We start from the raw sequence: 25,326 nt of genomic DNA on the forward strand, positions 1-25,326 counted from the left end.
GGTCTGGTCGGCCACGGACTCCGCTGTCACCGCGGTCTTCGCCGGCTGAATCCCTTTCTGGCCGCCGCAGTCACCGGGCTGCTGACCGGAATCGGCCTGGTCGTCGGCTCCCATGGCAACGCCGACCTCGGGTCTGCCCTTCACAGGCGCTGGACCACTGGACCCAGGCCACAGCCCTGTCCTTGTGCTGATACTCAACCCCGAGGTCCATGCAAGCCTTGCGACCCAGGGCTTCCACGAACAGTGGAAGCCCTTCGTCAAGATCAAGGCGTGGAACCGTGAGGACGGCCTCCCGTCGAGGCATCGTCCGGCATCGAGGCGGCCCTGGAGTTGATCAAGGGTGACTGGGTCGGGTCACACCCGGACCGCGCGGCGAGCCGCAGAAGCAGCGTGCACGGTGGCGCTCCGACCGGAACGCGCGGGTCGCATCGGCGATGCGCCGACAGCGATACTGCCGAGTCGCACGCCGGGGTGCGGAGCAGATCAGACTTTACGCTCTGTCGACCAGCTAGGGTCATGAGGCGGTGCCGACACGGTTCGGACCGTGCCGGCACCCTATGGGTCTTTCCAGCAGATTTTGTCCAGACTGAAGCTACCGGCCCGGGACGGGTGTCAGTGCGTCAGGTAGGCGTCGTTGATGGTCTGCTCGACGGAGTTGCCCTGCTTGTCGACGGCCACGGCCTTGAAGGAGACACTGCCTCCGGCGCGGGGGTTGGTGACCTGGACGGCACCGTCGCGCACCGTCAGCTTGTGCCAGTGGGCACCCTGGTCATAGGAGACCCGCACACTCAGGGACTTGAGATTGCGTCCCTCCGCGGCACCCTTCACGCTCACCGGCACCTTCATCTTCGCTCCGGCCCGCGCGGTGTTGTCGAGGGACAGTTCGGGCGTGAAACGGACGACGGACAGCGGGATGAGGGTCGGTTCGGCGGTGTACTCCGAGGAGAACGTCCAGCTCGCCGTGACCCTCGTGGAGACGTCGGACACCCCCGCGCGAGCGATCGAGGCCGTCAGCCGGTAGTCGGCTCGCTCGTCGTCCAGTACGAAATGGAAGGCCGCGGGCGTGGCAGTGTTCTCGTAGACGAGTTCGCCGTTGCGGTGGAGTGTCGTGGAGGTTTCACTGTGCACACTGTTGTTGTCGTTGTGGTTGCCGGCGTTGTCCGAGAACATCGGCAGGGCTCCGTTGACCATCGCGCCTTCACGGATGATCCCGAAACCCGGTCGCAGGTCGGGGCCGAAAACACCCATGTTGAACGTCTTGCGGTAGGTGCGGCCCGGTTTGAACACGTCCGCGGACGTGTTGGTATAGCTGGCTTCCGGGCGGACGTCGGAGTTGGCCTGGCTGAACCCGAAACGCCAGGTGTTGCTCGGCCCGAGCAGGTGAACGGTGCCGGTGTACGGCAAGGGGTGGGCGGTTGCGTAGCCACCACCTACCTCTGATATGCCCGGGGTGTAGAGACCGAATTTGTTCTTGGCCGTTGCCCCCATCGTGACGTCGACGTTCGCGAAGTCGTGTCGCTTGGTGTGGCGGGTGAACCCGGTCGTCACGGTGTCGCTCTTGTGCAGGTACAGCAGGTGGTACTCGTCACGGCCCTTGGCGCCGGTGGAGAACGAGAACCCGAGGTTCTGCCGCAGGTGCTGCTCCTGGAGGTTCACCTTGGGGCCCAGGTGCGCGGTGCGTATCGCCTTGTGCGGGTCGATGTCCGGCGTGGTCCCGGTCGTGATTCCGATGCCGAACCCGGCGCCCTTCCCGTTGGTCATCCCGCTGAAGACACTCGTGTCGGCGGCCACTGGGTATGCGGAGCGGTTCGGGACGGTGATGTCGAACGGCTTGGTGGTGCGCCCGTCCAGCGTCACCGTGGTGTCGCGTGTGAGGTCCAGCCGGGGCTGGTTGATGAAGTCGACGCCCTGGGAGAACGACCCCGCCGGGTCCGCCGGGAGCGTCGCGCTGAGGAAGTACCGGCCCTTGGGCAACCGCATGGAGGACGAGCCGTCGTGGAGGTAGGAGGAGTCTCCTTCGGCGGTGCCGGACAGGCCCGCCACCGCGGCCCACCAGGACGGAGCGGCAGGCTTGCCGGCGCGGTCGAGAGCCTTGACCGTGAGGGTGTACATCTCCGCCTCGAGTTCTACGACCAGCGGGGTACGGACGGTCTGCCCGCCGCCGGTCGCCTTGACCCGACCGCTGAAGAGTCCCGTTCGGTCCCCGATCCGGGTGTCGGCGGTGACCTTCACCGTCTTCTCGCCGCCGGGCGCGATGGTGACCTGCTCGTCGACGGTGAACATACCGTCGGGCGCGGGCACGCCGTCAGGCCCGGTGACCTCCGTGGTCAGCTTCAGGGTGAGCGGTGTGCTGCCCAGGTTGCGGTAGGTCAGGTCCTTGGTGATCGGCTCGTCGTCTGCGTGCGGCCATTGTGCGGTGCCGAAGGGCAGCGACGTCTGCCGGGTGACCGCCGACTGCTGGATCGCCGCGCCCAGGTCGGCCCGCCCGGCCCCCTGCTGGAAGACGGTGTAGGCACTCGGCGTCGCGGAAGCGGTCAGCGCGTGCTTGATGTCCTCGCCGCTCCAGTCGGGGTGCTGCTGCGCGAGAATGGCGGCGGCACCGGCGACGTGCGGGGTGGCCATGGAGGTGCCGCTCAGGGCGAAGTAGCCGTCGGCGACGGGAGCGCCGGACAGTCCGCCGTCCTTCGACCTCGCCGCGCCGATGTCCACACCGGGCGCCGTGAGGTCGGGCTTGATCGCGCCGTCGCCGACCCGCGGGCCGATGCTGGAGAAGGAGGCGAGGCGGTCCTGCTTGTCCACCGCGCCGACGGTCAGGGCGGCGTCCGCGCTGCCCGGCGAACCGATGCTGCCGGCACCCTGACTGCCGAGGTTGCCGGCGGCGATGACGAACAGTGTTCCGGTCTCGGCCGACAGGTTGTTGACGGCCTCCTCCACCGGATCGACACCGGGCGTATCCGTGCCGCCGAGGCTGAGGTTGACCACGTCGGCCTTCTCGGCCACCGCCCACTCCATGCCGGCGATGATGCCGGAGTGGGCACCGAAGCCCCGGTCGCCCAGGACCTTGGCGTTGAGGATCCTTGCGCCCGGCGCCACACCCTTGTACAGGCCGCCGGACTTCGCGCCGGTGCCGGCCGCGGTGGACGCGACATGGGTGCCATGGCCCAAGCGGTCGAGCGTGTCCGGCGAGTCGGTGAAGTTGCGCTCGGCAACCACCTGCCCGGCCAGGTCGGGATGGGTGGCGTCGATACCGGTGTCGAGGACGGCGATACGCGATCCGGTCCCGTCCAGCCCCGCCTTCCAGGCCTGGGGGCCGCCGATCTGCGGCACGCTCTTGTCCAGGCTCACCTCGACGACGGCGTCGAGCCATACGGAGGCGATGCCCGGCGCGGTGCCGCGGTTGGCGGCGCCGGCCGGCCCGGTGGTGAGCGTGGACCACAGCTGCGCGTCACCGGCGGGAGCGGTGAGGGCGTCCGCGTTGATGCTGTTCAAAGGGCGCTGCGTCCGGGCGCCGGCGCGCAGGGCCGTCCTGGCGGCCGGGCGGGCCGTGTCGTACCGCACGATGAGCCGCAGGTCCTGGCGCTGCGCGTAGGCGGGGGAGCTGAGGGTGGTGATGTCGAACAGCCGCCGGTCCAGCCGCCCGCTCTGGATGAGGCGCCGAGCGTCGGCCGGTACCACATACGTGTGTCCGTTGAGGGTTTCCCGCAGGACGGGGATGCCCTCCCGGCCCTTGGCGGGCCGTGTGGAGACGATCTCTCCCTGCGCGTTCACCGCGACCTGGTCGCCGGTCAGCAGCGGAATCCAACGCTGTGCGGCGCCGGTCGGAGCAGCGGAGTCCACCGGAGCGGCCGGGACCGACGTCGGCGATACCGACGTGCCGATGGGCCCGGAAAGAGCCACGGATGTCGACGCGGTGGCGGCGACCAGCAGCATGCTGATGGCCACAACCGCACTGTCACGCGCGGTTCTGTGGAACTGGAAATTCACGATTTCCTCTCGTTCGTCTGTCAGCCTCCGCCCCCGGGCTCGTTATCGAACACAGGTCGAGGCGCGCACAGGGAAACACCAGCGTGAAGAAGGTGTCAATAGCCGGTCTGACGTGCGAGATTGCCAGCGCCGCCGCGTGGACGCTTACCGATCCGGCAGCTGACGAAAAAATTGCATCACTTGCCGCGGAGGACGAAAAAACACGAGCGACGAATGAATTCCGGAGTGCTGATCGAACCGACGACCGGGGCTGATCGCACCCCCGGTGCGTCCGCTCGCTGACTGCCGCATCCCCCAGGGGAACGGGTCACACGTAAGTACCAGCCAGCGTCACGCCCAGACGGTCAGTCGGCCTGGACGACGTCACGCATCAGCGGAGCCCACCCGCGCGCCGCATCACCGAATCGGACATCCTCGGCGACTCCGGGGATCCGCCGAATAAATTCGGACGGGCGTCGGCCCAGGGACGAAGAAATTCGAGTGGGCGGGTGACCGGCTCGGACAGCAAGCCGGTGCTCCAGCAGAGACAGCAAGGCACCGGCTTGTCGCCATCGTGGACATCACCTCTGTCGACGCACGGCTGTCCTTCCCCATGGGCGTGGAGATCGCCGCGGCCAAGGCCGCACCACATGGCGTACGCATCAATGTTCTCCCCGGTCCGGGTCGCGCTCCCCACCGGCCCGTCGCAGCCGACTCGTGGGGATCCGCGGCCACTTCCGCGACCGTATGAAAGCCGAGCGGGAAGGCTGGCTCGACGAAACCCATGGGCACCGCGTCCACCTCGACGCCGGATCAGAATTCCGCCAGATCGACTCGATGCCCCCGGGGCAAGCCGGACCATCCCGGATTGCCGACGTCGCGGCCGGCTTGGCGATAGCACGCTTGGGGCGTGCAGATCTTGAACTCGTGCCTTCTCACCGGTGGTTCGTCGGTCTCGCATGAGCAGGCAGGAGATGCGACGGGGCAGTCCCGGGCGCGAAGTTCGTGGCGATTCTGCCACATCTCGATGAGCGGCAGCGCAGTCTGTTGATCGAGGCAGAGGCCCAGTCCCTCGATCACGGCGGGATCAGAGCGGTCGCCCGTACGGCTGGTGTCCGTGAAGCCACGGTGTCTGCCGGGATGCGGGAACTTTCCCCCGTAGACACCTCGTTGGGACGCATCCGCCAGCAGCGGCTGCGGCCGGACGCCGCCGGCACCCTGCGCTACTTCGCCGACATTCTTGCCACCGACGGGTTGGTCCGCGCAAGCCGCGGCGTCGGAGCTGGATTCCGCCTAACTCACGGCGGAGTTCGCGGTCGAGGTCACTACTCCTTCCGACGCGTGGAATGCGATTGTGGCTCGACCCGTGCCGATGGCCGCCCGCGATTCGTTGGGGTCCGGCTCCGGCACACGCCGGGAGGCTGGTCTTGACACCGCCTGTCAGGCGGGGCCACGCGATGCCATCGGCCTGCAGCATGTGGCGCGTAATACTGGTCCGGACATCACCGGGTCGCCGTTGGGTTCCGCACTGGTGGAGGAGCCGCGGACCGGTGGTGTGGTCACGGTCGAGCCCTCCGCCCTGACGGTGCCGGGCGTGAGCAGCAACGTGGCCGGGAGAAGACCGCAGTCCAGGGCATGGGGCGTTTCGAACTGCCGGCCGCTGAGACACGGCGGACAACGCCGAGCCGACGGACGAAGCCTTGACCGCCGCCTGCCCCCGTAGCCGGGCAGAGACTGTACGGCGCCGGGTGGGAGGCCCTCAAGTGGTGAACTACCGCGGGGTCGGCACAGCCGAGACCGGCGCGAGAACGACGGCTGGCGCAACGGGCGCTGACGTGCGAGCCGCGGGTTCGGTGCCCCTGCCGCAGCGTCGGCGATATGAGTGGACGGCCCTGCGTCAGCTGTGCGCACACAGGAAAGCCTCCAACTAGCGTCACCGGCTTGACAGGTGACGGACCCCGTGTGAGTGTTACCACCACCTCCGGAGCGTTCCACCGAGTCGGCGTCGCCACTGAACATGGCGTGCCCCGCCCTCAATCAAGGATGAATCGTGATCACTCGCCGTTCGTTGATGCGTAGCAGCAGTGCAGCCACAGTCGGATCGCTCGGTCTGATCGCCCTCGGATCCTCCTCCGCCGAAGCACATCGAAACTCCAGCGAGGCACCCGCCGTCACCCCTGTCTCGGCGGACGGCATCACGCGCACCGAACTGCAGCGACACCTCTCGCCGGCCCCGGGCTGGGAGCTTGTGCAGACGCTCGTTCAGATCCCCAGGGGTGTTGAGTCCGGGCGCCACAGCCACCCTGGGGTGGAGGTCGGCTACATCATCCAAGGCGACATCTTGATGGAGTTCGACGACCGCCCCTGGCAACGGTTGCGTACCGGTGACCCCTTCTTCATCCCGCACGGTGTCATTCACAATGCCCGCAACATCGGGAAGGTCCAGACGAAGATGCTGTCCACCTACCAGATCGAGCATGGAAAGCCTCTGGTGACGCCCCATCAGTGAATCGCCGCCTACCGCCGAGAACAGCGCGCGGAAGTCGTGGGTTGTCGTGCCACTGCGCGGCCGGGCCCGGATGTCGCACGGGAGCCCTGGGACGCACTTCAGGAGTACTGACGCGGGCAACGGCGTGACCGGGCCCCGGGACGTCACCCTTCACCTCGCCCGGGACGCCGCGGCCGACGGGCTTCTCGGCCGCGGCCCGCTCGCCGGGCCGCGGCCGAGCTGCAGGCCGAAGCGTGGACCCGAGGGCCTTCAACCGGCCGCCGGATCGGCGGGAGCGGGACGCGCACGCTCCAGGTGATCAGCAGGGCGCTGGCGGCGGTGACCGCGCGGTCGAACCGGCAGAAGGACGACCTGGACTCCGCAGAGTGGCTGCCCGTCGACACGGTGGTGTGCCGGTATGTGGCCGACCGGACCGACCGCCATCGGTTACCGGTGGGCGCCGGCCGTCGACCAGGTCGAGCAGCGGACACCGCCCGACTCGGCCGCCGCCGGCCCGACGTCCCGGTCACACGTGCTGGTGCTGTGACCGGATCGGTTACCTCGGAGTGATGCAGCCCTATCAGCCCGACACGGACATCGGGATGTCCGGCGTAGATGACGTCGTTCACCTTGTCGGTCGTGGACTTTGGGCGGAGAAGAAGGGCGAGTACCGGGTCGAGCCGCCGGGCGGGTTTCACGGACCGACATCCGGGGCCGGCCGTCCGTCGGCGACACATGGCCATGGCGCCGGAGTGGTGCTTGCGCGTACCGGGCTGCCGCATCGTCCGGCGCGGCAGCCGACTCGCAAGAGGCCCACAGCGTGATGCCGAAACCGTCCTGGTCGTAGGCGGCGGCTCAAGCGCGCCCTCCGGAGTATCGGCCCCGCAGGGGTGGTGGCCCAGCTCTCACTGGAGCGGAGCGCCGTCGGCATGCACCGACGGAGAGACGTGAGCGATGACATCGCATCGAATCAGCCGGACCACGGTGCGGTCGGTGTCGTTGACGGCCACCACGTCGTCGACCCGAAGGCCCAGCGCAGGTCACACCGGCGTCGGCGGCCATGACAGTGTCGGAACGCGCAGGAAGCGCCGAGGGGTCTCCTTGTATTGTCATGTGTCACTAGCGCGTGCGTCACGGTTGGGGAGTGATGTTGGTTTCTGGTGTCGGTAGCAGGCCGGCCACTCCTGTCACGGTTCTTCTCGTCGAGGACGATGCAGTGATCCGCAAGGCGGTGGCGATGGCACTGGATCGCTACGGCTACCGTGTGAGCACGGCGAATGACGGTCTGACCGGTCTCGAACTGTTCCGGGAGCGGGGACACGATCTGCTGCTGCTCGACGTGATGCTGCCGGGGCTGGACGGGATCGGGCTGTGCCGGAGGGTCCGTGAGTGGAGCCTGGCCCCGATCCTGATGATGTCCGCGCGTGGTGACGCCCTGGACGTGGTCGCGGGCCTGGAGGCAGGGGCTGATGACTACGTCGTCAAACCTGTCGATACCTCCGTGCTGGTCGCCAGGATCCGTTCGCTGCTGCGTCGGGCTTCCTTCTCCCCCGGCACGAATCACGCTCCGGAGCCCGCTCGCGGTACCAGCACCCGTTTGGTGTTCGGTGATGTGTCCGTCGACACCCGAGGGCTGGAGGTGCGTCGCGCCGGTGAGCTGGTGGCGCTGGCTCCCACCGAGTTGCGTCTGCTGCTGGAGTTCGCGGCGAATCCGGGGATCGTGTTGAGCCGGCAGACGTTGCTGCGCGGTGTCTGGGACTACGGCTGGGAGGGTGACAGCCGTGTGGTCGACCTGTGTGTGCAGCGGTTGCGTAAGAAGATCGGCCACGACCGGATCGAGACGGTCCGCGGCTTCGGCTACAAGTTCCGGCACTGAGATGGGGCGGGCCGTGGCCCGGCGGAATCGCGGGTTGTCGAACTGGAGGTCGCTGCGCTGGAAGATCGCCGCGCTGGTGGCCTTGGCGTCCTGTGCCGTTGCCACGACCGTCGGTGTACTGGTCCACCGGAGCACTTCGGAGCGGCTCATGGGCCTGGGGAGGGACCGGGCCTTCTCCGCCCTGGTGTCCGCGCTGGACGATTACAGCCGCACGGGCGCAACGCCGACCGATGCGGACCCCGCACAGATTCCGCCCGCGCTGCTCCAGCAGGCGGTCAGCACCGGGCAGCACAGAACCTGGTACGACGACCGCCGGTCCGAGATTCCCTGGATGTGGGCGGTGCAGCCGGTCGACGGCCGCATCCTCGCCGTGCGGGTCGACATGGGGTCCGAGATGCGGAGCTTGCAGGCCCTGGACCGCAACATCGTCGCGGCCTCGCTGGCCGTGCTCGCGGTAGTCGTGCCCCTGGCGGTGCTGGCCGCAGAGCTGCCCCACCGACGACTGCGGAAGGTGGCTCGGACCGCGCGACGTATTGCTGACGGCGACCTGGAAGCCCGCACGATGGTGGATGGCCGCGGCGGCGACGAGATCACCGAGATCTCCGTCACCCTCGACTCGATGGCCGACGCTCTGCGGGACCGGCTGCTGAGTGAGCAGCGCTTCACTGCGGATGTTGCCCATGAGTTGCGCACCCCGCTGATGGGCCTTGTCGTCTCCACCGACCTGCTCCCGGACGGCGAGGCCACCGCACTGGTCAGGGACCGGGTCCAAGTGCTGCGCGAACTGGTGGAGGACCTGCTGGAGATCTCCCGGCTCGACTCGGGCGCGGAGCGGGCCGACCGCGCCTCGGTGCCGTTGGGCCGGCTCGTCGAGGAATCCGTGGCCCGTACGGGGGTCCAGGCCCGCCTGACGGTGATCGGCGATCCGGTCGCCGACACCGATCCGCGCCGCCTCGACCGGATCATCTCCAACCTCGTCTCCAACGCCCATCGCCACGGACGCGCTCCGGTCGATGTCACGGTGAACGGTGCATCGATCGTCGTACGCGACCACGGCCCCGGCTTCCCGGACGAGTTGCTGGCAGAGGGACCGCAGCGGTTCCGCACCGGTGCGGCCGAACGCGGCCAGGGGCACGGTCTGGGCCTGACCATCGCCACCGGCCAGGCACGCGTGATCGGCGCCGCTCTTGCGTTCACCAACGCCCCGGAAGGCGGGGCGATCGCCACACTCCGGCTGCGCAGCGAGATCGGCCCACAGGGCTGACGTCTGCCCGAGGCTCCCCGAGCGCACCCGCGCATCGCTCACCTCGGCCACGAACAGGGACCCGGGCTGCTGCGACCGAGGGCTGACACACAACCGATACACAGCAGAGCGGTCATGGATGCACGACCGCGGCGGTACGGACGCCCGCACCAGGCACGGTGGCTGACATGCACCCCGGAGGCGTACCGGCCTCGGGGGCGGAGCGTTGTCCGTTGCTCCGCCCGTCATCCCGCCCGATCGCCTGGCGGCCCCAGCCACCGAAAGTGAAACTGCCATGATCAGCGCGCTCCATCTCCCTCGAACCGGTCTCGCACTGGCGACGTTCGCACTCGCTGGCTTGCTGGCCGGTTGCGAGAATGCTGATGAGGCGGGCTCGTCGGCATCTGGTTCAAAATCCGGCACGTTCGACCAGCGGTACGACGAGTGGGAGAACAAGTTCCGGTCCTGTTTGAGTGACAAGGGGTTCGACCTTCCGAAGGAAGCCGGAAAGGTCGACTTCGGTGACCGGCAGGACGCGTACCGGGTGGCGTCTGACGCCTGCAGGAAGAAGATCGGAAAGGCACCACAGGTCACTGGTGAGCGCTCCAAGAAGTCCGCCGAGGAACTGAAAGAGGAGCATCTCAAGACGCTCCAGTGCTTCCGCGACAACGGCGCCGAGGTCACCGACCCCGGAGCCAATCAGGCTCCCCAGATCGAGTTTCCTGAGGGCGTTTCCCAGGACGCGTTCGAGGAGTGCTACAAAAAGTGACGGTCGAGCACTCCTCAGGTGAGCCGGGGCACGAGTCCGAGCCGCGAAGACTTGGCCGCAAGCGGGTACTGGCGATCGCAGCCGTGACCGGCATCGCCCTCGGTGCGGCCGCGACCTCGATGACGATCCTGTCCGAGGACGGCTCTGCCGAGCAGACCGGGCAGAAACAAGTGGCGAACACCGCGCTCGTGGAACGAAAGACACTGCAGGAGACCATCACGTCGCCCGGGTCGCTCAGCTACAGCGAGGCGAGCCCGCTCACCGCCGGCCGCTCCGGCACCATCACGCGCCTGCCGGACGCGGGAAGCAAGGTGAGACTGGGCGGCGTGCTGCACTCGATCGACAACGAGCCATTGGTGCTGCTGCACGGTCGGCTCCCGGTGTGGCGGGCGTTCGAGAGCGGGATGAGCGACGGGCCGGACGTACGCCAACTGGAGCGGGGTCTCCAGACTCTGGGCCACTTCACCGGGACTCCCGACGCACACTTCGACTGGCACACGACGGTCGCGATCCTGCACTGGCAGGACGCCATCAACGTCAAGGAGACCGGCTCGATCCAGCGTGGGCGGATCGTCTTCGCCCCCGGCGACGTGCGCGTCGCGGAGACCGTCGCACACCTCGGCGACGAAGTCGCGGCCGGTACGCCCGTCCTGAAACTGTCGGGGCTCGAAAAGATCGTCACCGTCGACCTCAAGGCAGCGGACCAGACGGTCGCCGAAGTGGGTGGCAAGGTGACCGTGAACCTGCCCGGCGGCAAAACAACGACCGGCACCATCTCCGGAGTCGGCGTGCCCCGGCAACGGAAGGACAGTGAGGAGAAGGCGGTCACCGTCCCGGTGAGCATCACCCTCGACCGGCCCGCCGACGCCGGCACGCTCCAGGAGGTGTCGATGCTGGTCGACTTCCCCACGGCGAGTCGCGAGGACGTGTTGGCCGTACCGGTCGCCGCACTCATCGCCCTCCCGGACGGTGGGTACGGCGTCGAAGTGGCCGGCGACGCCGGTACGACGCGGACGGTCATGGTGAAGACCGGACTGTTCGCCGGCGGTTCCGTCGAAGTGACCGGCGACGGACTTCACGCAGGTCAGAAAGTCGTGGTCCCGACAGTATGAGCGATTCCGTCATCGAACTCGATCAGGTGGTCCGCGACCACGGCCATCCACCGGTGCGAGCGGTCGACCACGTGTCGCTGTCGGTCGCTCGCGGTGAATTCGTCGCCATCGTCGGCCCGAGCGGCTCGGGCAAGTCGACTCTGCTCAACATCATCGGCACTCTCGACCGGCCCACGAGCGGACGTATGGCCATCGACGGCCACGACGTCGACGCGATGAGCGACGAGGAACTCTCGGCGCTGCGCGCGTACCGGATCGGGTTCGTCTTCCAGCAGTTCCATCTCAAGGACGGGGTCAGCGCGCTCGACAACGTCGCGGACGGCCTCATCTACACCGGAACACGCCGCGCCCAAAGGCGGCGCAGGGCGGTGGCAAGCCTTACCCGCGTCGGACTGGGACACCGCCTCGACCACAAGCCTCACCAGATGTCTGGAGGGGAACGGCAGCGCGTCGCCATCGCTCGGGCGACGGTGTCCGATCCGACGCTGCTGCTGGCGGACGAGCCCACCGGCAATCTCGACCAGCGCTCCGGCGCGAGCGTGATGAAGCTGCTGCACGAGCTCAACGCCACGGGCACCACTGTCGTCGTGATCACCCATGACGTGCAGCTCGCGGACCGGATACCCAGGCGGATCACCCTTCGCGACGGTCACCTCGTCGACGACGAGCAGGCGGCGTCGGCATGAGTCGTGACAACCAGACCGAGACAGGCCGGTCTCGCCTGCTCCCCTCCGACATCTGTCACTTGGGCATATCGGGACTGAGATCCCGGCCCACCCGGGTTCTCCTGTCCGCGCTCGGCATCGCGATCGGTATCGCGGCCATGATCGCCGTTGTGGGCATCACCACCTCGAGCAGGGCAAAGCTCGACAACGAGCTGGCGTCGCTGGGCACCAACCTGCTGAGCGTCCAGCCAGGCATGTCACTCACGGGCCAGGACACGACGTTGCCGGCCGGATCCACCGGCAAGGTGCGCCTGATCCCGGGGGTGACGAGCGCCGGAGCGGTCGCCACGCTGCCCGACGTCAAGGTGTACCGGAGCCGGCTCATCGACCCGGACAAGTCAGGTGGCATCGATGTGCAGGTCGCCGACCTCCACCTCCTCGGCCTCCTCGACGGCACACTGCGCCAGGGAACATGGCTCAACAGAGCGACCGCGAACTACCCCACCGTCGCACTCGGCAGCATCGCCGCAGACCGGCTCGGTATCGTGACTCCAGGAAGCCGCGTCTGGCTCGGCAGCACCGAGTTCACGGTCGTCGGGATACTCGATGCCCTGCCTCTCGCCCCGGAACTGGACACCTCCGCGTTCATCGGTGAGGCGATCGCGCTCGAGCGGTTCGGCTGGGACGGCAAACCGACCACCATCTTCGAACGTTCGGCCGACGAGGAGGTGGAAGCAGTACGCGACCTCCTGCCCCGCACAGTGAACCCGGAACATCCCGAGAATGTGAGTGTTTCGCGGCCCTCGGATGCGCTGGCGGCAAAGAACGCTGCAGACGTCGCGTTCACCGGGCTTCTGGTAGGGCTCGGCTTTGTCGCGCTGCTCGTCGGAGGCATCGGTGTCGCCAACACCATGGTCATCTCCGTACTGGAACGGCGAAAGGAGATCGGTCTGTCGCGTGCCCTCGGCGCCACCCGAGGGCACATCCGCACACAGTTCCTCGTTGAGGCCCTCCTGCTGTCCACGCTGGGCGGACTTGTCGGGACGGCCCTGGGGTTCGCAGTCATCGCCACGTTCGCCGTGACGAACGGCTGGCCCGTCTCGGTACCTCCCACCGTGTTCGTCGGTGGTATCGGCGTGACCATGCTGATCGGAGCAGTCGCCGGCCTCTACCCGGCTGTCCGGGCCTCGAAGACGCCGCCGACAGCCGCCCTGAACGGTTGATGAACCCAGCGCAGTACCGCGCTCACACCTGAGGGAGCGACCGGTGTATCGCGCAGTCGCCGGTGTCTCACGGGCCGACCAGTTCCGTCGCGACATCGGCTGCGCATCCCCAGCGACTGAGGAACCAGCGGTCTACGACCGGGACGGCGCCGCACAGTGCACGTCGACGGAGCTGGCGGACGGCGAGTGCGCGCTGACCGGCCCGGCTCCCAACCGGGCGCTGGTGCACACCCATGACGTCGGCGACGACGCAACGGGCCCCTACACCATCGCCTTCCACCGCACCGACGCCGCGAACGACTACCCGGTCCTGCCGGCCGGGAGCTTCACCGCCGACGACGGAAAGGCCACGCCGCGCACCGGGGACGGAGTCTTCTCGCGGTGCCTGAACATTCCGGCTGACGCGCACACGAAGGCGGAGGTCCTCCAGCTGGTCAACACCTCCGGCGGCGTGGCGGCGAAGTTCTCCGTGCTCGAGGAGGCGCTCGCGGTCCGTCGCGTCGGGTGAGCGTGTACGTCGCGGTCAGGTCCCGGCCGGTGAGCAGCACGGTGTGGGCCTGCCCCGGGTCAGCGCGCACAGCGTCCAGCCGTTGGTCGTGGCGAGGCGGTCGCAGACCTTCTTGCCGGCGGGCTGCGTGAAGTCCGCCGCGTCGAAGGTCGGCGGCCCGTCCCTGGCCGGTGTGTGCGGCGAACCCGGCACGCTGACCTGTCACCAGGTCACCGCCGCCGCCACCGACGTCCTGCACGAAGATCACCGTGAAGGTGATCGCGCTCCGCACCGGCCACAAGGACGGCTCGGCGGTGAGCAAGCCGACCGGCACGGTCAGAGCTGACATGTCGCGGTCGACCGAGAAGTGAGCGGAGGGGGCGGCCGGGTGGCTGCCGCCTCCGTCATGACTCGACCCGCCGGGCGTGCGGTCGATGCGCTTTCCCGGCCGGGCGGGCGGGCGGATCAGCGCAGTCCGGCGAAGAGATCGTTCTCGGGCAGGGCGGCGCCGGTGGCGTCCTGGACACGGACGAAGGTCTCCGTGCCCATCAACTCTTCGAAGTTCTCCTTGCCCATCCTGAGGAAGTGGATGTTCTCGCCCTGACTGGCGTGCGCGGCCAACGCGTCGAACTTCTGACCACTGAACGCGGTGGTGTCCACCCATGTGGTGATCTCGGAGTCGGGGAGGCCGATCTCGGCCATGGCGGCGGCCTCGGCAGGATCCAGCTCCGGCATGTCCTCAGGAGAATCGCCCATGATCTCGCCGAACCGCCGCACGATCGAGCGAGGCATCGTGGTCCAGTACACCTTCGGCGCCAGCGCGGTCATCTCCAGCGCCGCCATCGTGATGCGGTGGGCCTGGATGTGGTCGGGGTGCCCGTAGAAGCCGTTCTCGTCGTAGGTGACGACGACATCAGGTCGGTAGTGCCGCATGAGTTCCGCGAGTCGGGCCGCGCCTTCCCGCACGGGGGTCTGCCAGAAGGATCCGGGGGCGTCGTTGCTCGGCCAGCCCGTCATTCCGGAGTCGGCATAGTCCAGCATCTCCAGATCGCTGACCTTCAGGACGTCGCAGCTCGCCTTGAGTTCGTGCCGGCGCATCAAGGCGACCGCCGCCGGATCGTGTCCGGGATCGCCCGGTTTCACACCCCCTGGTCCGTCACCGCACCGGCCGTCGGTACACGTCACGAGAACCGTACGGATACCCTCCGCCGCGTACCGCGCGAGAACCCCTCCGGTTCCGGTGGCCTCGTCATCGGGGTGCGCGTGTACCGCCATGAGCGTCAAGGGCCGGCCAGTCATTGAAACAGTCCTCCTGCAGAAATACGTCTTGGTCCGGGTGCGCGGTGCGCGTACCCCGATCTTGGGGCGGCCGGTGTCGGCGGGGCGTGGGGCGAGGACCGCCGACCCGTGGCGAGGGGCAGGCGGACACCGCCATCGCGATCAGGCATCCGGCACCAGCGAGGCCGAGCGGCGCCGTCCGAGAACCGTGCGGAGACGCTTCGGGTCGAGCGCCATCGCAGACCGCCGTTATCCGTTCGAGCCGAGCATCAGAGCCGACCGCGGCACGCCCACATCAGTGCACGGAGGCCGCCTTCGTCGTGAATCCCACCGTACCGGAACCTTGACGAGTCAACCATCTCTGGGTGCTGTCGGCTCGACGGCGAAGGCGAGCCCCGCACAGGCGGCCCCGCACCGCTGACTACGACTGCGCCACCACCAAGGTGCAGCGCGCCTCGAACCTCACGGATCTCAGGTGCGCCCCCGGGTCCCGGGTGCCCACGGCATGGGGCTCAGGCGCAAGACTTCCCTGCCAAAGTATGAGCGGGGCCACCCTCGTCGCCGGAGCCGGACTGTTCGCGCTGCTCGAATGGGTCCGTCCGTCTCTGTGGCCTGTCACCACCACGAACGCCCGGAACACCACGCATCCGAACGCGCCGGACAGCGCGTGGCTGCTCGCGGACGGTCGGCTGTCCACGCACGGCCGACGCGTGCTCGACGTCACCGACTGCTAGGCCCGGACCGACTACGGAAAGTGCCTGGAGTCGCGCGGGATCACCGGCCACTGGGCCGAGTTCCACCCGGTCTCGCACCTGTGGCCGTTGCAGTGGACGGTGACGGGTCTGTGTCTGACGCTCGCTGCCGCGCTCGTCGCCGTGTCCGTGTGGCGGATGCGACGGCACTCCTACTGATCGGCGCGGCCGTGCCAGTCGGCAGCCCGTCCGGCCGCCGACGCCGCGGGATCCGGTGTCGAGGCGTGAGTGCGGTAGCCGTCGGACCCGCCCGCGTCCGCGATGCGGAACCGGGCGCCACGGTGTTGCCAGCCCGTGACGGTCCTGGCGGTCCTGGCGCCGGATCGCGGGCCGCGCCCACCTGACGCAGCAGTTCCCCGCCGGTCGATGACGAAAATATTTGCCGCGAACCGCTCTGGGAAAGAAGGGATTTAATTCCCTCATCTGGTCAATCGATCAGGGCCCGGCCTTGCTTGGACACTCGTCACCGTGATGTCCGCGGATACCCCTATGGCCGAGCAGTCATGTGACCCTGCCGTGCCCGTAGATCCAGTGAGGGAGGGCCCCGTACCAGTGGGTCCGCTCCCCCGGCCGGGCAGATGCACGGACCGCTGCGGGCGGCTTCTCTTGGCGCCCACGCCTCCAGCCGTTCCCGGACATTTCCGACGGAAGATTTCCCAACAGGAGATGATGGATGAGGCATAGACCGACTTTGCGGCGTCTCGGGAGACGCCTGGGCGCATTGACCATCGGTCTGACCGTCTTCGGGACCGTGGTGTCGCCCATGGCGACACACGCCGCGGAGCCTGACGGCAAGGCGCCGATCACCGACACCGCGCGCACGAAGAACGTGGTGGTGACCGCCGACGGCGACCTGAAGCGGATCGTCGCCGCGGCCGGCGGGAGCGTCACGGTGACGCTGATCACCGGTGACAAGGTGCAGGTCGGCATTGACGCCGACGGAAAGGTGGTCGCCCGCGACTTCACGAGTGCGGTGCGACCCGATGGATCCCCGGTCGAGTTCCAGACCCTCACCCGCAACGGCAAGGTGCACGTCGTTCCGGACGACGCTCTCGGGCTGGTCCACGAGGGGTTGCTCGACTGGGGGCTGTTCGACCTGGCCCAGTTGGTGTCGCTGGTCGCGGCGGGGCGGGTCGGCGAGGTGCCGGTGCTCGTCACGTACTCCGGGAAGGACACGGCGCGCAGGGCGCCGAAGGCTGCCGGGGCGAGCGCCGAGAGGCACCTGTCGAGCATCAACGGCCGCGCGTGGGAGATAGCCGGCAACGGCAGGTGGTGGCAGGGAGCGCGAGGCACATCTGCCGACAAGGGCGCCGGTGCCGCCGCCCGGTCCGCCGGTTCCCTGGCCGGGGTCAAGAAGGTATGGCTCGACTCCGTGGTCAAGGTCGACCTCGAAACGTCCGTCCCGCAGATCGGGGCGAAGTCCGCCTGGGATCGCGGGTACGACGGTACGGGTGTGTCCGTGGCGGTGCTGGACACCGGCATCGACCCGGACCACCCGGACGTGTCCGGGAACCTCATCGAACAGGTCGACTTCACCGGCGCCGCCCCCGGTGCCCGTGACGGGCATGGACACGGCACTCACGTGGCGGCCACGGTCCTGGGCAGCGGAGCAGCGTCCAAGGGGCTGCGCAAGGGTGTCGCGCCCGGCGCCAAGCTGCGGGTCGGCAAGGTGCTCGACGACGAAGGTTCCGGATACACATCGGACATCATCGCGGGCATGGAGTGGGCCGGCCGCTCGGGGGCCAAGGTCGTCAACATGAGCCTCGGTGGTGGTCCCACCGACGGGACCGATGTGTCGAGCCAGGCGCTCAACCAGATCAGCCGCTCCACCGGGACCCTGTTCGTGGTCGCGGCAGGCAACAGGGGTCCGTTCAGCGAGACGGTCGGATCCCCGGGTGCCGCCGACGAGGCGCTGACCGTGGCGGCGGTCGACAGGGAGGACGAGATGGCCTCCTTCTCCAGCCGCGGGCCGCGGTTCGGGGACGGGGCCTTCAAGCCGGACATCGCGGCTCCTGGTGTCGGCATCGTCGCCGCCCGAGCCGCCGGCACGGCCATGGGCACGGTGGTGGACGAGCACTACACCCGTGCCAGCGGGACCTCGATGGCCGCACCGCACGTGGCCGGCGCCGCCGCCCTCATCGCCCAACAGCGCCCGAACCTGACCGGCGACGAGATAAAGGCCGTGCTGATGAGCACCGCCACCGACGTGGGGCACGACGTCTTCGCCCAGGGCGCCGGCCGGGTGAACAGCGCCGCCGCACTCGACCCGATGATCACCGCGAAGCGGAACCTCGAGTACGGCCGCCATGTCTTCCCGCACTCGCCGCTGACGCAGAAGGTCAGCTACCGGAACCACACCGACGCCCCGGTCACGTTGAAGCTCACGGCGTCGATGTCCGTCGGCACCACGCCCGCTCCGGACGGCCTGGTCAGCCACGCGGGCGAAGTGGTCGTTCCCGCCAACGGGGCTGCCGACGTTCCGGTGACCATCGACGGCCGGGTACTGGGCACCGAGGGGCCCTTCGGCGCCTACCGGGGCCGGCTGGACGCCCACGACTCCTCGGGGGCGCTGCGGGGCAGCACACGCCTGGGCGCCTACCTGGAGCGCGAGAAGTTCCCGCTGACCGTGAACGTCATCCGGCCGCCGGGCGCCCTGCACCTCAACTTCGGTCCCACGACCTTCCTGCCGCTCGACGAGAACACTACGCAGGAAGGCCCGGAACGCGTCGACGAGCTGACTGCCCCAGTGAGCACCCGCTTGGTTCCCGGCACCTATTCGGTCAGCGCCAAAGTCGATTGGCATGACGAGGACGGCAACCGGCACGCCGCACTGCCCATCGCGGCGGAGGTGAGTCTCACCAAGGCGACCACGATCACGTTCGACCTGCGCAAGCTCAAGCCGCTCACCGTCCAGACTCCGGAGTCGACCGAGAACTACGAGAGCCGGCATCTCGTCAAACGAACCTCCGCGACTGGCAAATGGGCCATCGAGACCTATGTCGGACGAAGCAACGCCTCCGGGAAGCTGTGGGCACTGCCGACCGCCAAGGTCCGCACCGGCACCCTCACTCACGAACTGCACAGCGTGCGCACGGCTCCCGTCGTCACCATGCGGGCCGTCGGGGGCGGATCCCCGTTCGGCCTGTCCCCGCGCTACCAGACCTCGGACGTCTCCGTCGGCGGCGGAACGCGTACCTGGCAGGAGAACGGGAAGGAGGTGACGGGCGAGGCCAGAGTCCTGATACCGCGACTGCCGGTCAAGGGCCATCTGCCGGTGGTGCACGCCGGCACCGGCACCGCCACCGAGATCGCCAAGGTCAACGCCCGCGGCAGGCTGGTACTGATGACACCGACCGACATCTGCGGCGCAGGCCAATGCACGTTCGAGAAGCTCAGGGACGAGCGGGTTGCAGCCGCCCACGCCGCCGGCGCCGTGGGGGTCCTGGTGGCCGCACCGGGCCTCCGCGACCTGGCCTATGGGAGCGCGGGGTACTTCGCGTGCACCGACGGGCTCAAGAGCTGTCCGGAGGTCAAGCCCTACGCGGCACTGCCGATCGTGCACCTGCCGTACAGTGAGGCCGAACGCCTGATCAAGCGCCTCGAGGCAGCCCCGTCGAAGGTTCAGATCATCCTCGGCGGCAGCGCTGAGCCGACCGTCTACGGCGCCCGATACTCCACCGACGGCCAGATCCCGTCGAACCTGACGTACCGGCTCAGGGAAGAAGACGTCGACCGGGTCGACCACTCCTTCCTCGCCGACCGACCCCAGCAGGTCACGCACCTCACCTGGGAGCAGCATGCCAAGTCCGGTGCGAGCGTGGTGCCGCTGCCGCTGCCGCGCACGGCCATGCAGCAGACCCTCACCACCTACTTCAAGCGGCAGGACGACGCCGTCCACCGGTTCGACTCCGTCTGGGCCGACCAGGTCCAGGACTCTCTCCTGGTATGGGCCGGCCGCGAGCGACAGGACACCGTCCTCGGCAGCAGGAACGAGCTGCGCTGGAACGAGGGCCCGACCGTGCCGGGGGCCGTGGCACCCGTGCGGACCAGGTCCGGCTTCGAGCTGCCGACCGGAACGCCGTGCGTGGGCTGCCGCCAGGGCAACACCTTCTACCCGGCCTTCGCCCTGACCAGCGGCGCGGGCGCACCCCAGACCATGTTCGGCGCCATCGCCCCGGTCAACCTCACCGATCCCTTCGTGACCCCGTCCTGCCCGCCGCCCGCCTGCGGTTTCAAGTTGTTCGACGAGCAGGGCGACGAACTCAGCTACAACGTCGAGTTCAGGCACCGCGGCGACCTTGGCGTCACGCCGGAACACGAGCCCTGGAGCCGGCGATGACGCACCGCACACCCAAGGAGATCAACGCGATGAACACACCCGTGCCGACGCCGCGGCACCGGAAGGGGGCCCTTGCGGCGTTCGCGACCGCGGCGGTGTTCGCTCTCTCCGGATGCGCCGCGTACCAGCTGCCGCCCGAACCGGCCCGGTACACGCTCGAGACGCAGACCAACGGGGTCAAGACCGTCTGGCAGTACACCTCCGCCCAGGTGACCAAGGATGTCGCCCCCGAGCAGCAGCCCTGCACCGGCGAGGTGATCGGCACCAACCACGAGCCCTGCCGCCCCGAGCCGCTGATCTTCCTGCGGTACGACCTCGACCTGGCTTTGGACAAGACCGCGAAGGCCGGGGACACGCACGAAATCACGATCACCGGCTACTACCAGCAAAGCCTCACCGCCCTGCCCAAGGTGACCACGCTGAAGGCCGAGGCCAGCTTCGACGGCGGCAAGACATGGCACTCCGCCGCCACCAGGGCCCAGGGCAGGAACACTTTCAGCACGAAGATCGAACACCCCAGGCGCGACCGGGCCGCCGACGGCGTCGCACTTCGTATCACCGCGAGCGACAGCGAAGGCAACACCGTGAAGCAGACCCTGCCCACGGCGTACAAACTGCGCTGAACCACGGCCGGATGCTGATCGCCCGGTAGTGCGAGGGCGGCGTACACCGACATCGCGTCGGCCTACGCCGCCCTCGTCCGTCTCATCGGCCCCGGGCCGGCGTCTGACGAGCACGGGCCGCTCGATGACGTGCCATCAGCGGCCGGGAAACCGCTCCGTGATCTCCTGGAGGACCCAGCCGTTTCCGTCCGGGTCCGCGAAGGTGGCAAAGGACGAGTAACTGGTGCCCTGCGGGTGTCGGCCCGCCAAGCGCTCCTGGCCCGGCAGGCGGTGGGTCACGTCTCCGTCCTCATGGCCGTGGAACAGTACCCCTCCCGCGTCGTGGAACACGTCGCTCACGTCGATACCCCGCTCCCTCAGCTCCCTCTGGGCCGCCTCGATATCGGAGACGATGAGGTACAGGCCCTGCACCGAGCCCGGGGCGGCAGCGGTCATTCCCTCACCGAACATGATCGAGCACCCGGAGCCCGGGGGCGTGAAGTGCACACCTCGGAAGTCGTCACTGGGGCCCGTGTCCAGGTCCAAGCGCCAGCCCAGGTCTTCGTAGAAGGCTTTGGCCCGGTCGGTGTCGGAGACGGGCAGCACAATGACTTCGAGCTTCAGGTCCATGGCGTTGAGTCCTCGCAGTGAGTGGTGGAACTGTCCGTACCGTGCGCGTCCCGGGCTCAAACCGACGGGGGTATCCGACGGTGGAACGGAGTGCGGGCGGGACACAGGGCGGATCTGCGACGGGCACGGGTGGCTGACTCGTGCTCGAAGCGAGCGCGCCTTCACTGCCTGGCGCTTCACCGGCCGAGCCGGCGCAGAGACGCCGCCCGCGCCCGCGACGACCCACCGCCCCATATATTTGATCCGTCAAGTAATGTAGGCGTGGTGGCGGCATGAACGCTCGGAGGCACACACCGCCCCCTGTCTTCCGGCCGCAAGGGAAGATCCGAACCGGAGAATGAGGATGCCGTGGGTAGCGTGATCGTTGTCGGAGGTGGCCCTTCCGGACTGTGGACGGCTGCTGAACTGCGACTGCGGGGAGTGGACGTCACCGTCATCGAACAGCTCCCCGAACGCTCTCCGCACAGCAAGGGATTCACCATCCACCCCCGCACCATGGAGGTCTGGGCGTCGCGTGGCATAGCGGACCGCTTCGTCCGGCAGGGCAAGCGGATCCCCAGCGGCCACTTCGGTCTCCTCGATCAGCGCATGGACTTCAGCAGGCTGGACACCCCCTTCCCGTACACCCTGATGCTGCCGCAGCCCAAGGTCGAGGAGTTGCTGGAGGAGTACGCGCTCCAGCTGGGTGCGGACATCCGCCGCGGGCACACCTTCACCGGGCTCACGGACAAGCCGCACTCGGTCCTCGCCCAGGTCCAGGGACCCGACGGCGGATACGCGCTCGAAGCCGACTACCTGGTCGGCTGCGACGGCACCCGCAGCGCGGTCCGTGAGAGCGCGGGTATCGGGCTCTCCGGAACCGACTCCACCTGGTACGGATGGCTGGCCGACGTCGCTCTCGACGAACCCCCGAACACGATCCCCTTCTCCCATGTCAACGCCAGAGGCACCTTGATGATCGTGCCGATGTCACCCGGCGTGTACCGCGTGGGCGGTCTCGACCTCGAGGACCGTAGCGCCGAATGGGCCGGCTACACGGTCGAGGAACTCCGCGCCAAGACGGCTGCCGTGGCCGGCACCGACTTCGGCCTGCGCGATCCGCAGTGGGTGTCGCGCACCGGCAACGGCGCGAAACTGGCGGACCACTACCGCTCGGGCCGTGTCCTGCTCGTCGGGGACGCCGCCCACCGGCACCTCCCGGCCGGCGGCGTGGGCCTGAACCTCGGACTGCAGGACGCGTGGAACCTAGGCTGGAAACTGGCCGCCACGCTGCGGGGCTGGGCGCCGGCAGGACTTCTGGACAGCTACGAACAGGAGCGCCGTCCCGTGGGCGCGGAACTCCTGGAGGCGACCGACGCCCAGAGCGTCCTGATGACGGCCTGGACACCCCAGGGCAGGAGCCTGCGTTCCTTCCTGGGCAACGCCATCGAGCGGCAGCCCGAATTCTCGAGGTACCTGGCCGAAGCTGTCTCGGCGCTGTCGGTGGCCTACCCGCCGGACTCCCCCGACGCCCATCCGCTCGTGGGCCGCAGGACACCTGACCTCCGACTCCGTGGGGGCACCAGCCTATTGACACAGCTGCGACCGGGCCGTCACGTCCTGCTCGATCTCACGGACGGGCTCGTGGTGAAGGCCACGGATGGTGCGGTGCCTGGCGAGCGGATGGTCACGCCGTACACCGGCGCGCTCACCGAGGACCGGGCGGACTGGAGCGGCGTACGCGCCGCGCTGGTGCGACCCGACGGCCATGTGGCCTGGGCCTGCGAGGAGACGGACGACCAGCGTCTGACGGCCGCGGCGAGCACGGCGCTCACCGTGGCGGGGGTGACCGGGCCGGAGCACACCGCGTAGTGCCGACCGCACCTTCACGGACGGGTGGCACGGCTGGAGGCGCGCCCCGACCGGCGGCCGCCCGCCGTCGGCCCGTCGGCCCGCGCCGCGGGGAACCCGTTGCGGTTGATTAGCGAACGACACGGGATCTAGAATGTTGACTGGTCAAGTAAATGGCTGAGGGCGAGAAATCGGGGGACGCCCCGGCCACCTGGCCGCATCACGCCGCCCGGACGGGCCGCCGCCCTCGTGCGAACCGTGGACCTCTGATGCCGCTTGCCGCGCCGCAGCGCCGTGGGTCCGGACAACCAAGGACGACAACAACATGAGCGAACACCGAACCGCCACCGAAACCGTGCCGGACAAGGAGAGTGGGGACCAGCCGAGCCACCTCCACATCGACGAGGCCCGGGTCACGAGCTACCTCGAGCGCATCGGTGCCGCGCGTCCCGGCCGGCCGGACGCGGCGCATCTGCGTGACCTGCAGTTCAGGCACGTGCGTACCGTGCCGTTCGAGAACCTGGGCATCCATGCCGGGGAGCAGATCGCACTCGATGCCCGATCGCTCGTCGACAAGATCGCGCGGGAGCGGCGCGGCGGCATCTGCTACGAGTCGAACGGTGCCTTCGCCGCGCTGCTGACCACTCTGGGCTACCGGGTCAGCCTGCTGTCCGCGCGGGTCTTCCTGGGCGACGGGTTCGGCCCGCCCTTCGACCACCTCGCCCTACGCGTGGATGCGGAGGGCGAGCCCTATCTCGTGGACGTGGGGTTCGGGCGGCAGATCGAGTTCCCGCTCCGCCTGGACGACCGGGCGGAGCAGCGAGGACCCGGCGGTGTCTATCGCATCGAGGACGGACCCGACGGTGACCTGGACGTCTATCGAGACGGCGTGTTGCAGTACCGCGTCGAACTCCGCCCGCGGGCGCTCTCCGACTTCACGACAGCCTGCTGGTGGCACAGCAACGCTCCGCAGGCGCACTTCACCCAGAACCTGGTCTGCTCACTGCCCACCGAGAACGGCCGGGTCACGATCAGCGGACAGCGCCTGGTGATCACCGACGGCGGGCACAGCAGCGAGGTCGAACTGCCGCAGGAAACCGTCCTGGAAGCCTACCGGGACCACTTCGGCATCGTCCTGGACCGCATGCCGGAACTGCTGACGGCACGGCTGGCCGGAGTGTAAGAGCACCCGGCAGTAGGCGTTACTTCAGGCGTTTGGTAGTGGGGCGACCGTCCCATCGGTAGAGCGGGGTGGCGCGGCGGATGAGCATACGGAGCGTGACGATGGCGGCGGACAGGTAGAGGTAGAAGTCGACGACCCGGCTGCGTTTCTCGGTGCAGCGTCGCAGTTTGCCGAAGCCGTTCATCCACGCGTGACTGCGCTCGACCACCCATCTCTTGCCGGCCTGTATGGGAGCGGGCACGCCCTTGCGGGCGATCTCGCCGGTGAAGCCGAGTTCCGACAATGCGGCCCGGGTCTTGTGGCTGTCGTAGCCACGGTCCAAGTTGACATTGACCTGATCTGGCAGGCATCCGACCTGCTCCTTCGCGGCCTCCAAGGTGGGCACGAGCAGCGGTGAGTCGTGCCGGCTGGCCCCGGCTGAGACGATGCCGAGCGGGATGCCGCGGGCCTCGGTGGCCACCGAGCGCTTGAGGCCCTGCTTGCCCCGGTCCACTGGGGAGCGCCCGGCGGCCTCGCCACCGCAGGGAGCCTTCGTGATGCAGCCGTCCACGGACAACTCGCTCAACTCAAGGCCGATCATCCGGTCGTACGCCTCAAGCACCAGGGCGTGCAACTGCCCGGCTATTCCGAGTTGGGCCCAGTAGGCGACTCGTCGTCGGATGGTGCGGTCCGAGCATCCAGGAGTTGCGACACGCTCGTAGCCGGAGCCGTGCACCAGGGCGGCGATTACGTGGTCGAACACCACGCGGTCCGCGATGCGCGGGTTGTGGCAGCCCAGCGGGTGGCTGTCCACGTGCTCCGGTAACAGCGTCGCGAACTGGTCCCACAGGGGTTCGAGCAGGCATGATGGCAGGACAGGCACGGGCCCTCCGGTGATCACTGAGCG

21 protein-coding genes and 1 pseudogene are annotated in these 25,326 nt (G+C 68.6%); 16 read left to right on the plus strand and 6 right to left on the minus strand.

Translation table 11 applies throughout. The features are described from left to right. Nucleotides 1-612: 612 nt before the first annotated feature. Nucleotides 613-3,942 (minus strand): S8 family serine peptidase, encoded by a 3,330-nt coding sequence (locus tag DN051_RS00840; RefSeq protein ID WP_246040788.1) that lies wholly within the window; start codon nt 3,940-3,942, stop codon nt 613-615. A 125-nt stretch (nt 3,943-4,067) separates the two neighbouring features. On the opposite strand from DN051_RS00840, the gene DN051_RS44735 reads away from it, so the two are divergent. Continuing rightward, a complete protein-coding gene (locus DN051_RS44735; protein WP_162624750.1) occupies nt 4,068-4,238 on the plus strand; it encodes a hypothetical protein in 171 nt (56 codons plus the stop codon). Between the two features lie 538 nt (nt 4,239-4,776). Here the strand turns inward: DN051_RS44735 and DN051_RS47700 are convergent. Beyond that, nucleotides 4,777-5,043 carry a hypothetical protein gene (locus DN051_RS47700; protein WP_162624751.1) on the minus strand — a complete coding sequence of 89 codons (267 nt, stop codon included), beginning with the start codon at nt 5,041-5,043 and terminating at the stop codon, nt 4,777-4,779. Here DN051_RS47700 and DN051_RS46240 point away from each other — a divergent pair. From DN051_RS46240 to DN051_RS00890, 10 genes and pseudogenes are all read left to right on the plus strand, one after another. Beyond that, a pseudogene (locus DN051_RS46240) lies at nt 4,969-5,151 on the plus strand (ISAzo13 family transposase); the annotation flags it as partial. The gene DN051_RS47700 and the pseudogene DN051_RS46240 sit on opposite strands and share 75 nt — an antisense overlap. Before the next feature lie 862 nt (nt 5,152-6,013). Continuing rightward, nucleotides 6,014-6,472, plus strand: coding sequence for a cupin domain-containing protein (locus DN051_RS00850; protein ID WP_053762690.1), 459 nt, complete (start codon nt 6,014-6,016; stop codon nt 6,470-6,472). Nucleotides 6,473-6,869: 397 nt separating this feature from the next. Then, nucleotides 6,870-6,998, plus strand: a complete 129-nt coding sequence (locus DN051_RS47195) for a hypothetical protein (protein WP_267890914.1) — start codon at nt 6,870-6,872, stop codon at nt 6,996-6,998. Between the two features lie 600 nt (nt 6,999-7,598). Then, the gene (cseB, locus tag DN051_RS00860) at nt 7,599-8,327 is read left to right on the plus strand and encodes a two-component system response regulator CseB (protein ID WP_053762689.1); all 729 of its coding nucleotides are present in this window, start codon (nt 7,599-7,601) and stop codon (nt 8,325-8,327) included. 1 nt (nt 8,328) lies between these two features. Then, nucleotides 8,329-9,591 (plus strand): sensor histidine kinase, encoded by a 1,263-nt coding sequence (locus DN051_RS00865; protein ID WP_053762688.1) that lies wholly within the window; start codon nt 8,329-8,331, stop codon nt 9,589-9,591. A 274-nt stretch (nt 9,592-9,865) separates the two neighbouring features. Continuing rightward, a complete protein-coding gene (locus tag DN051_RS44745) occupies nt 9,866-10,339 on the plus strand; it encodes a hypothetical protein (protein WP_159054240.1) in 474 nt (157 codons plus the stop codon). Beyond that, nucleotides 10,336-11,451: an efflux RND transporter periplasmic adaptor subunit gene (locus tag DN051_RS00875; RefSeq protein ID WP_112437607.1), complete on the plus strand. Its 1,116-nt coding sequence runs from the start codon at nt 10,336-10,338 to the stop codon at nt 11,449-11,451. Before DN051_RS44745 ends, DN051_RS00875 begins: the two co-directional genes overlap by 4 nt. Further along, nucleotides 11,448-12,137: an ABC transporter ATP-binding protein gene (locus DN051_RS00880; protein ID WP_053762685.1), complete on the plus strand. Its 690-nt coding sequence runs from the start codon at nt 11,448-11,450 to the stop codon at nt 12,135-12,137. The genes DN051_RS00875 and DN051_RS00880 overlap by 4 nt, the downstream gene beginning before the upstream one ends. A 59-nt stretch (nt 12,138-12,196) precedes the next feature. Further along, nucleotides 12,197-13,339 (plus strand): ABC transporter permease, encoded by a 1,143-nt coding sequence (locus tag DN051_RS00885; RefSeq protein WP_342781514.1) that lies wholly within the window; start codon nt 12,197-12,199, stop codon nt 13,337-13,339. Between the two features lie 43 nt (nt 13,340-13,382). After that, a complete protein-coding gene (locus DN051_RS00890; protein WP_246040787.1) occupies nt 13,383-13,847 on the plus strand; it encodes a hypothetical protein in 465 nt (154 codons plus the stop codon). Between the two features lie 15 nt (nt 13,848-13,862). Here DN051_RS00890 and DN051_RS44750 read toward each other — a convergent pair whose 3' ends face one another. Together DN051_RS44750 and DN051_RS00895 are read right to left on the minus strand one after the other, a co-directional pair. Then, complete coding sequence (locus tag DN051_RS44750) at nt 13,863-14,039, minus strand: hypothetical protein (protein ID WP_162624704.1); 177 nt, start codon at nt 14,037-14,039, stop codon at nt 13,863-13,865. A gap of 252 nt (nt 14,040-14,291) precedes the next feature. Further along, nucleotides 14,292-15,125 (minus strand): PIG-L family deacetylase, encoded by an 834-nt coding sequence (locus tag DN051_RS00895; RefSeq protein ID WP_112437609.1) that lies wholly within the window; start codon nt 15,123-15,125, stop codon nt 14,292-14,294. Nucleotides 15,126-15,643: 518 nt separating this feature from the next. Between DN051_RS00895 and DN051_RS00900 the strand changes: the two genes are divergently transcribed. The 3 genes from DN051_RS00900 (at nt 15,644) to DN051_RS00910 (ending at nt 20,818) form a co-directional block, all read left to right on the plus strand. Beyond that, nucleotides 15,644-15,838 carry a hypothetical protein gene (locus DN051_RS00900; RefSeq protein ID WP_112437610.1) on the plus strand — a complete coding sequence of 65 codons (195 nt, stop codon included), beginning with the start codon at nt 15,644-15,646 and terminating at the stop codon, nt 15,836-15,838. Nucleotides 15,839-16,619: 781 nt separating this feature from the next. Beyond that, nucleotides 16,620-20,195: a S8 family peptidase gene (locus DN051_RS00905; RefSeq protein WP_162624752.1), complete on the plus strand. Its 3,576-nt coding sequence runs from the start codon at nt 16,620-16,622 to the stop codon at nt 20,193-20,195. Beyond that, nucleotides 20,192-20,818 (plus strand): hypothetical protein, encoded by a 627-nt coding sequence (locus tag DN051_RS00910; RefSeq protein ID WP_112437612.1) that lies wholly within the window; start codon nt 20,192-20,194, stop codon nt 20,816-20,818. The genes DN051_RS00905 and DN051_RS00910 overlap by 4 nt, the downstream gene beginning before the upstream one ends. A 135-nt stretch (nt 20,819-20,953) precedes the next feature. Here DN051_RS00910 and DN051_RS00915 read toward each other — a convergent pair whose 3' ends face one another. Then, nucleotides 20,954-21,427 carry a VOC family protein gene (locus DN051_RS00915; RefSeq protein ID WP_112437613.1) on the minus strand — a complete coding sequence of 158 codons (474 nt, stop codon included), beginning with the start codon at nt 21,425-21,427 and terminating at the stop codon, nt 20,954-20,956. A gap of 348 nt (nt 21,428-21,775) precedes the next feature. Between DN051_RS00915 and DN051_RS00920 the strand changes: the two genes are divergently transcribed. Both DN051_RS00920 and DN051_RS00925 read left to right on the plus strand, forming a co-directional pair. Next, nucleotides 21,776-23,278, plus strand: coding sequence for an FAD-dependent monooxygenase (locus DN051_RS00920; RefSeq protein WP_112437614.1), 1,503 nt, complete (start codon nt 21,776-21,778; stop codon nt 23,276-23,278). A gap of 304 nt (nt 23,279-23,582) precedes the next feature. Further along, nucleotides 23,583-24,440 carry an arylamine N-acetyltransferase family protein gene (locus DN051_RS00925; RefSeq protein ID WP_112437615.1) on the plus strand — a complete coding sequence of 286 codons (858 nt, stop codon included), beginning with the start codon at nt 23,583-23,585 and terminating at the stop codon, nt 24,438-24,440. 19 nt (nt 24,441-24,459) lie between these two features. On the opposite strand, the gene DN051_RS00930 is transcribed toward DN051_RS00925, so the two are convergent. Then, nucleotides 24,460-25,302: an IS5 family transposase gene (locus DN051_RS00930; RefSeq protein WP_112441901.1), complete on the minus strand. Its 843-nt coding sequence runs from the start codon at nt 25,300-25,302 to the stop codon at nt 24,460-24,462. Nucleotides 25,303-25,326 lie beyond the last annotated feature (24 nt).

The sequence above is a fragment of the Streptomyces cadmiisoli genome, assembly GCF_003261055.1.
Classification (GTDB): domain Bacteria; phylum Actinomycetota; class Actinomycetes; order Streptomycetales; family Streptomycetaceae; genus Streptomyces; species Streptomyces cadmiisoli.

Bases quoted from the DNA above. Each gene is read 5' to 3' on its own strand.
- cseB (WP_053762689.1), top strand. From the start codon at position 7,599: ATGTTGGTTTCTGGTGTCGGTAGCAGGCCGGCCACTCCTGTCACGGTT.
- DN051_RS47195 (WP_267890914.1), top strand. From the start codon at position 6,870: ATGTGGCCGACCGGACCGACCGCCATCGGTTACCGGTGGGCGCCGGCC.
- DN051_RS00915 (WP_112437613.1), bottom strand. From the start codon at position 21,427: ATGGACCTGAAGCTCGAAGTCATTGTGCTGCCCGTCTCCGACACCGAC.
- DN051_RS00905 (WP_162624752.1), top strand. From the start codon at position 16,620: ATGGCGACACACGCCGCGGAGCCTGACGGCAAGGCGCCGATCACCGAC.
- DN051_RS00895 (WP_112437609.1), bottom strand. From the start codon at position 15,125: ATGACTGGCCGGCCCTTGACGCTCATGGCGGTACACGCGCACCCCGAT.
- DN051_RS44745 (WP_159054240.1), top strand. From the start codon at position 9,866: ATGATCAGCGCGCTCCATCTCCCTCGAACCGGTCTCGCACTGGCGACG.
- DN051_RS00925 (WP_112437615.1), top strand. From the start codon at position 23,583: ATGAGCGAACACCGAACCGCCACCGAAACCGTGCCGGACAAGGAGAGT.
- DN051_RS00880 (WP_053762685.1), top strand. From the start codon at position 11,448: ATGAGCGATTCCGTCATCGAACTCGATCAGGTGGTCCGCGACCACGGC.
- DN051_RS00900 (WP_112437610.1), top strand. From the start codon at position 15,644: ATGAGCGGGGCCACCCTCGTCGCCGGAGCCGGACTGTTCGCGCTGCTC.
- DN051_RS00910 (WP_112437612.1), top strand. From the start codon at position 20,192: ATGACGCACCGCACACCCAAGGAGATCAACGCGATGAACACACCCGTG.
- DN051_RS00865 (WP_053762688.1), top strand. From the start codon at position 8,329: ATGGGGCGGGCCGTGGCCCGGCGGAATCGCGGGTTGTCGAACTGGAGG.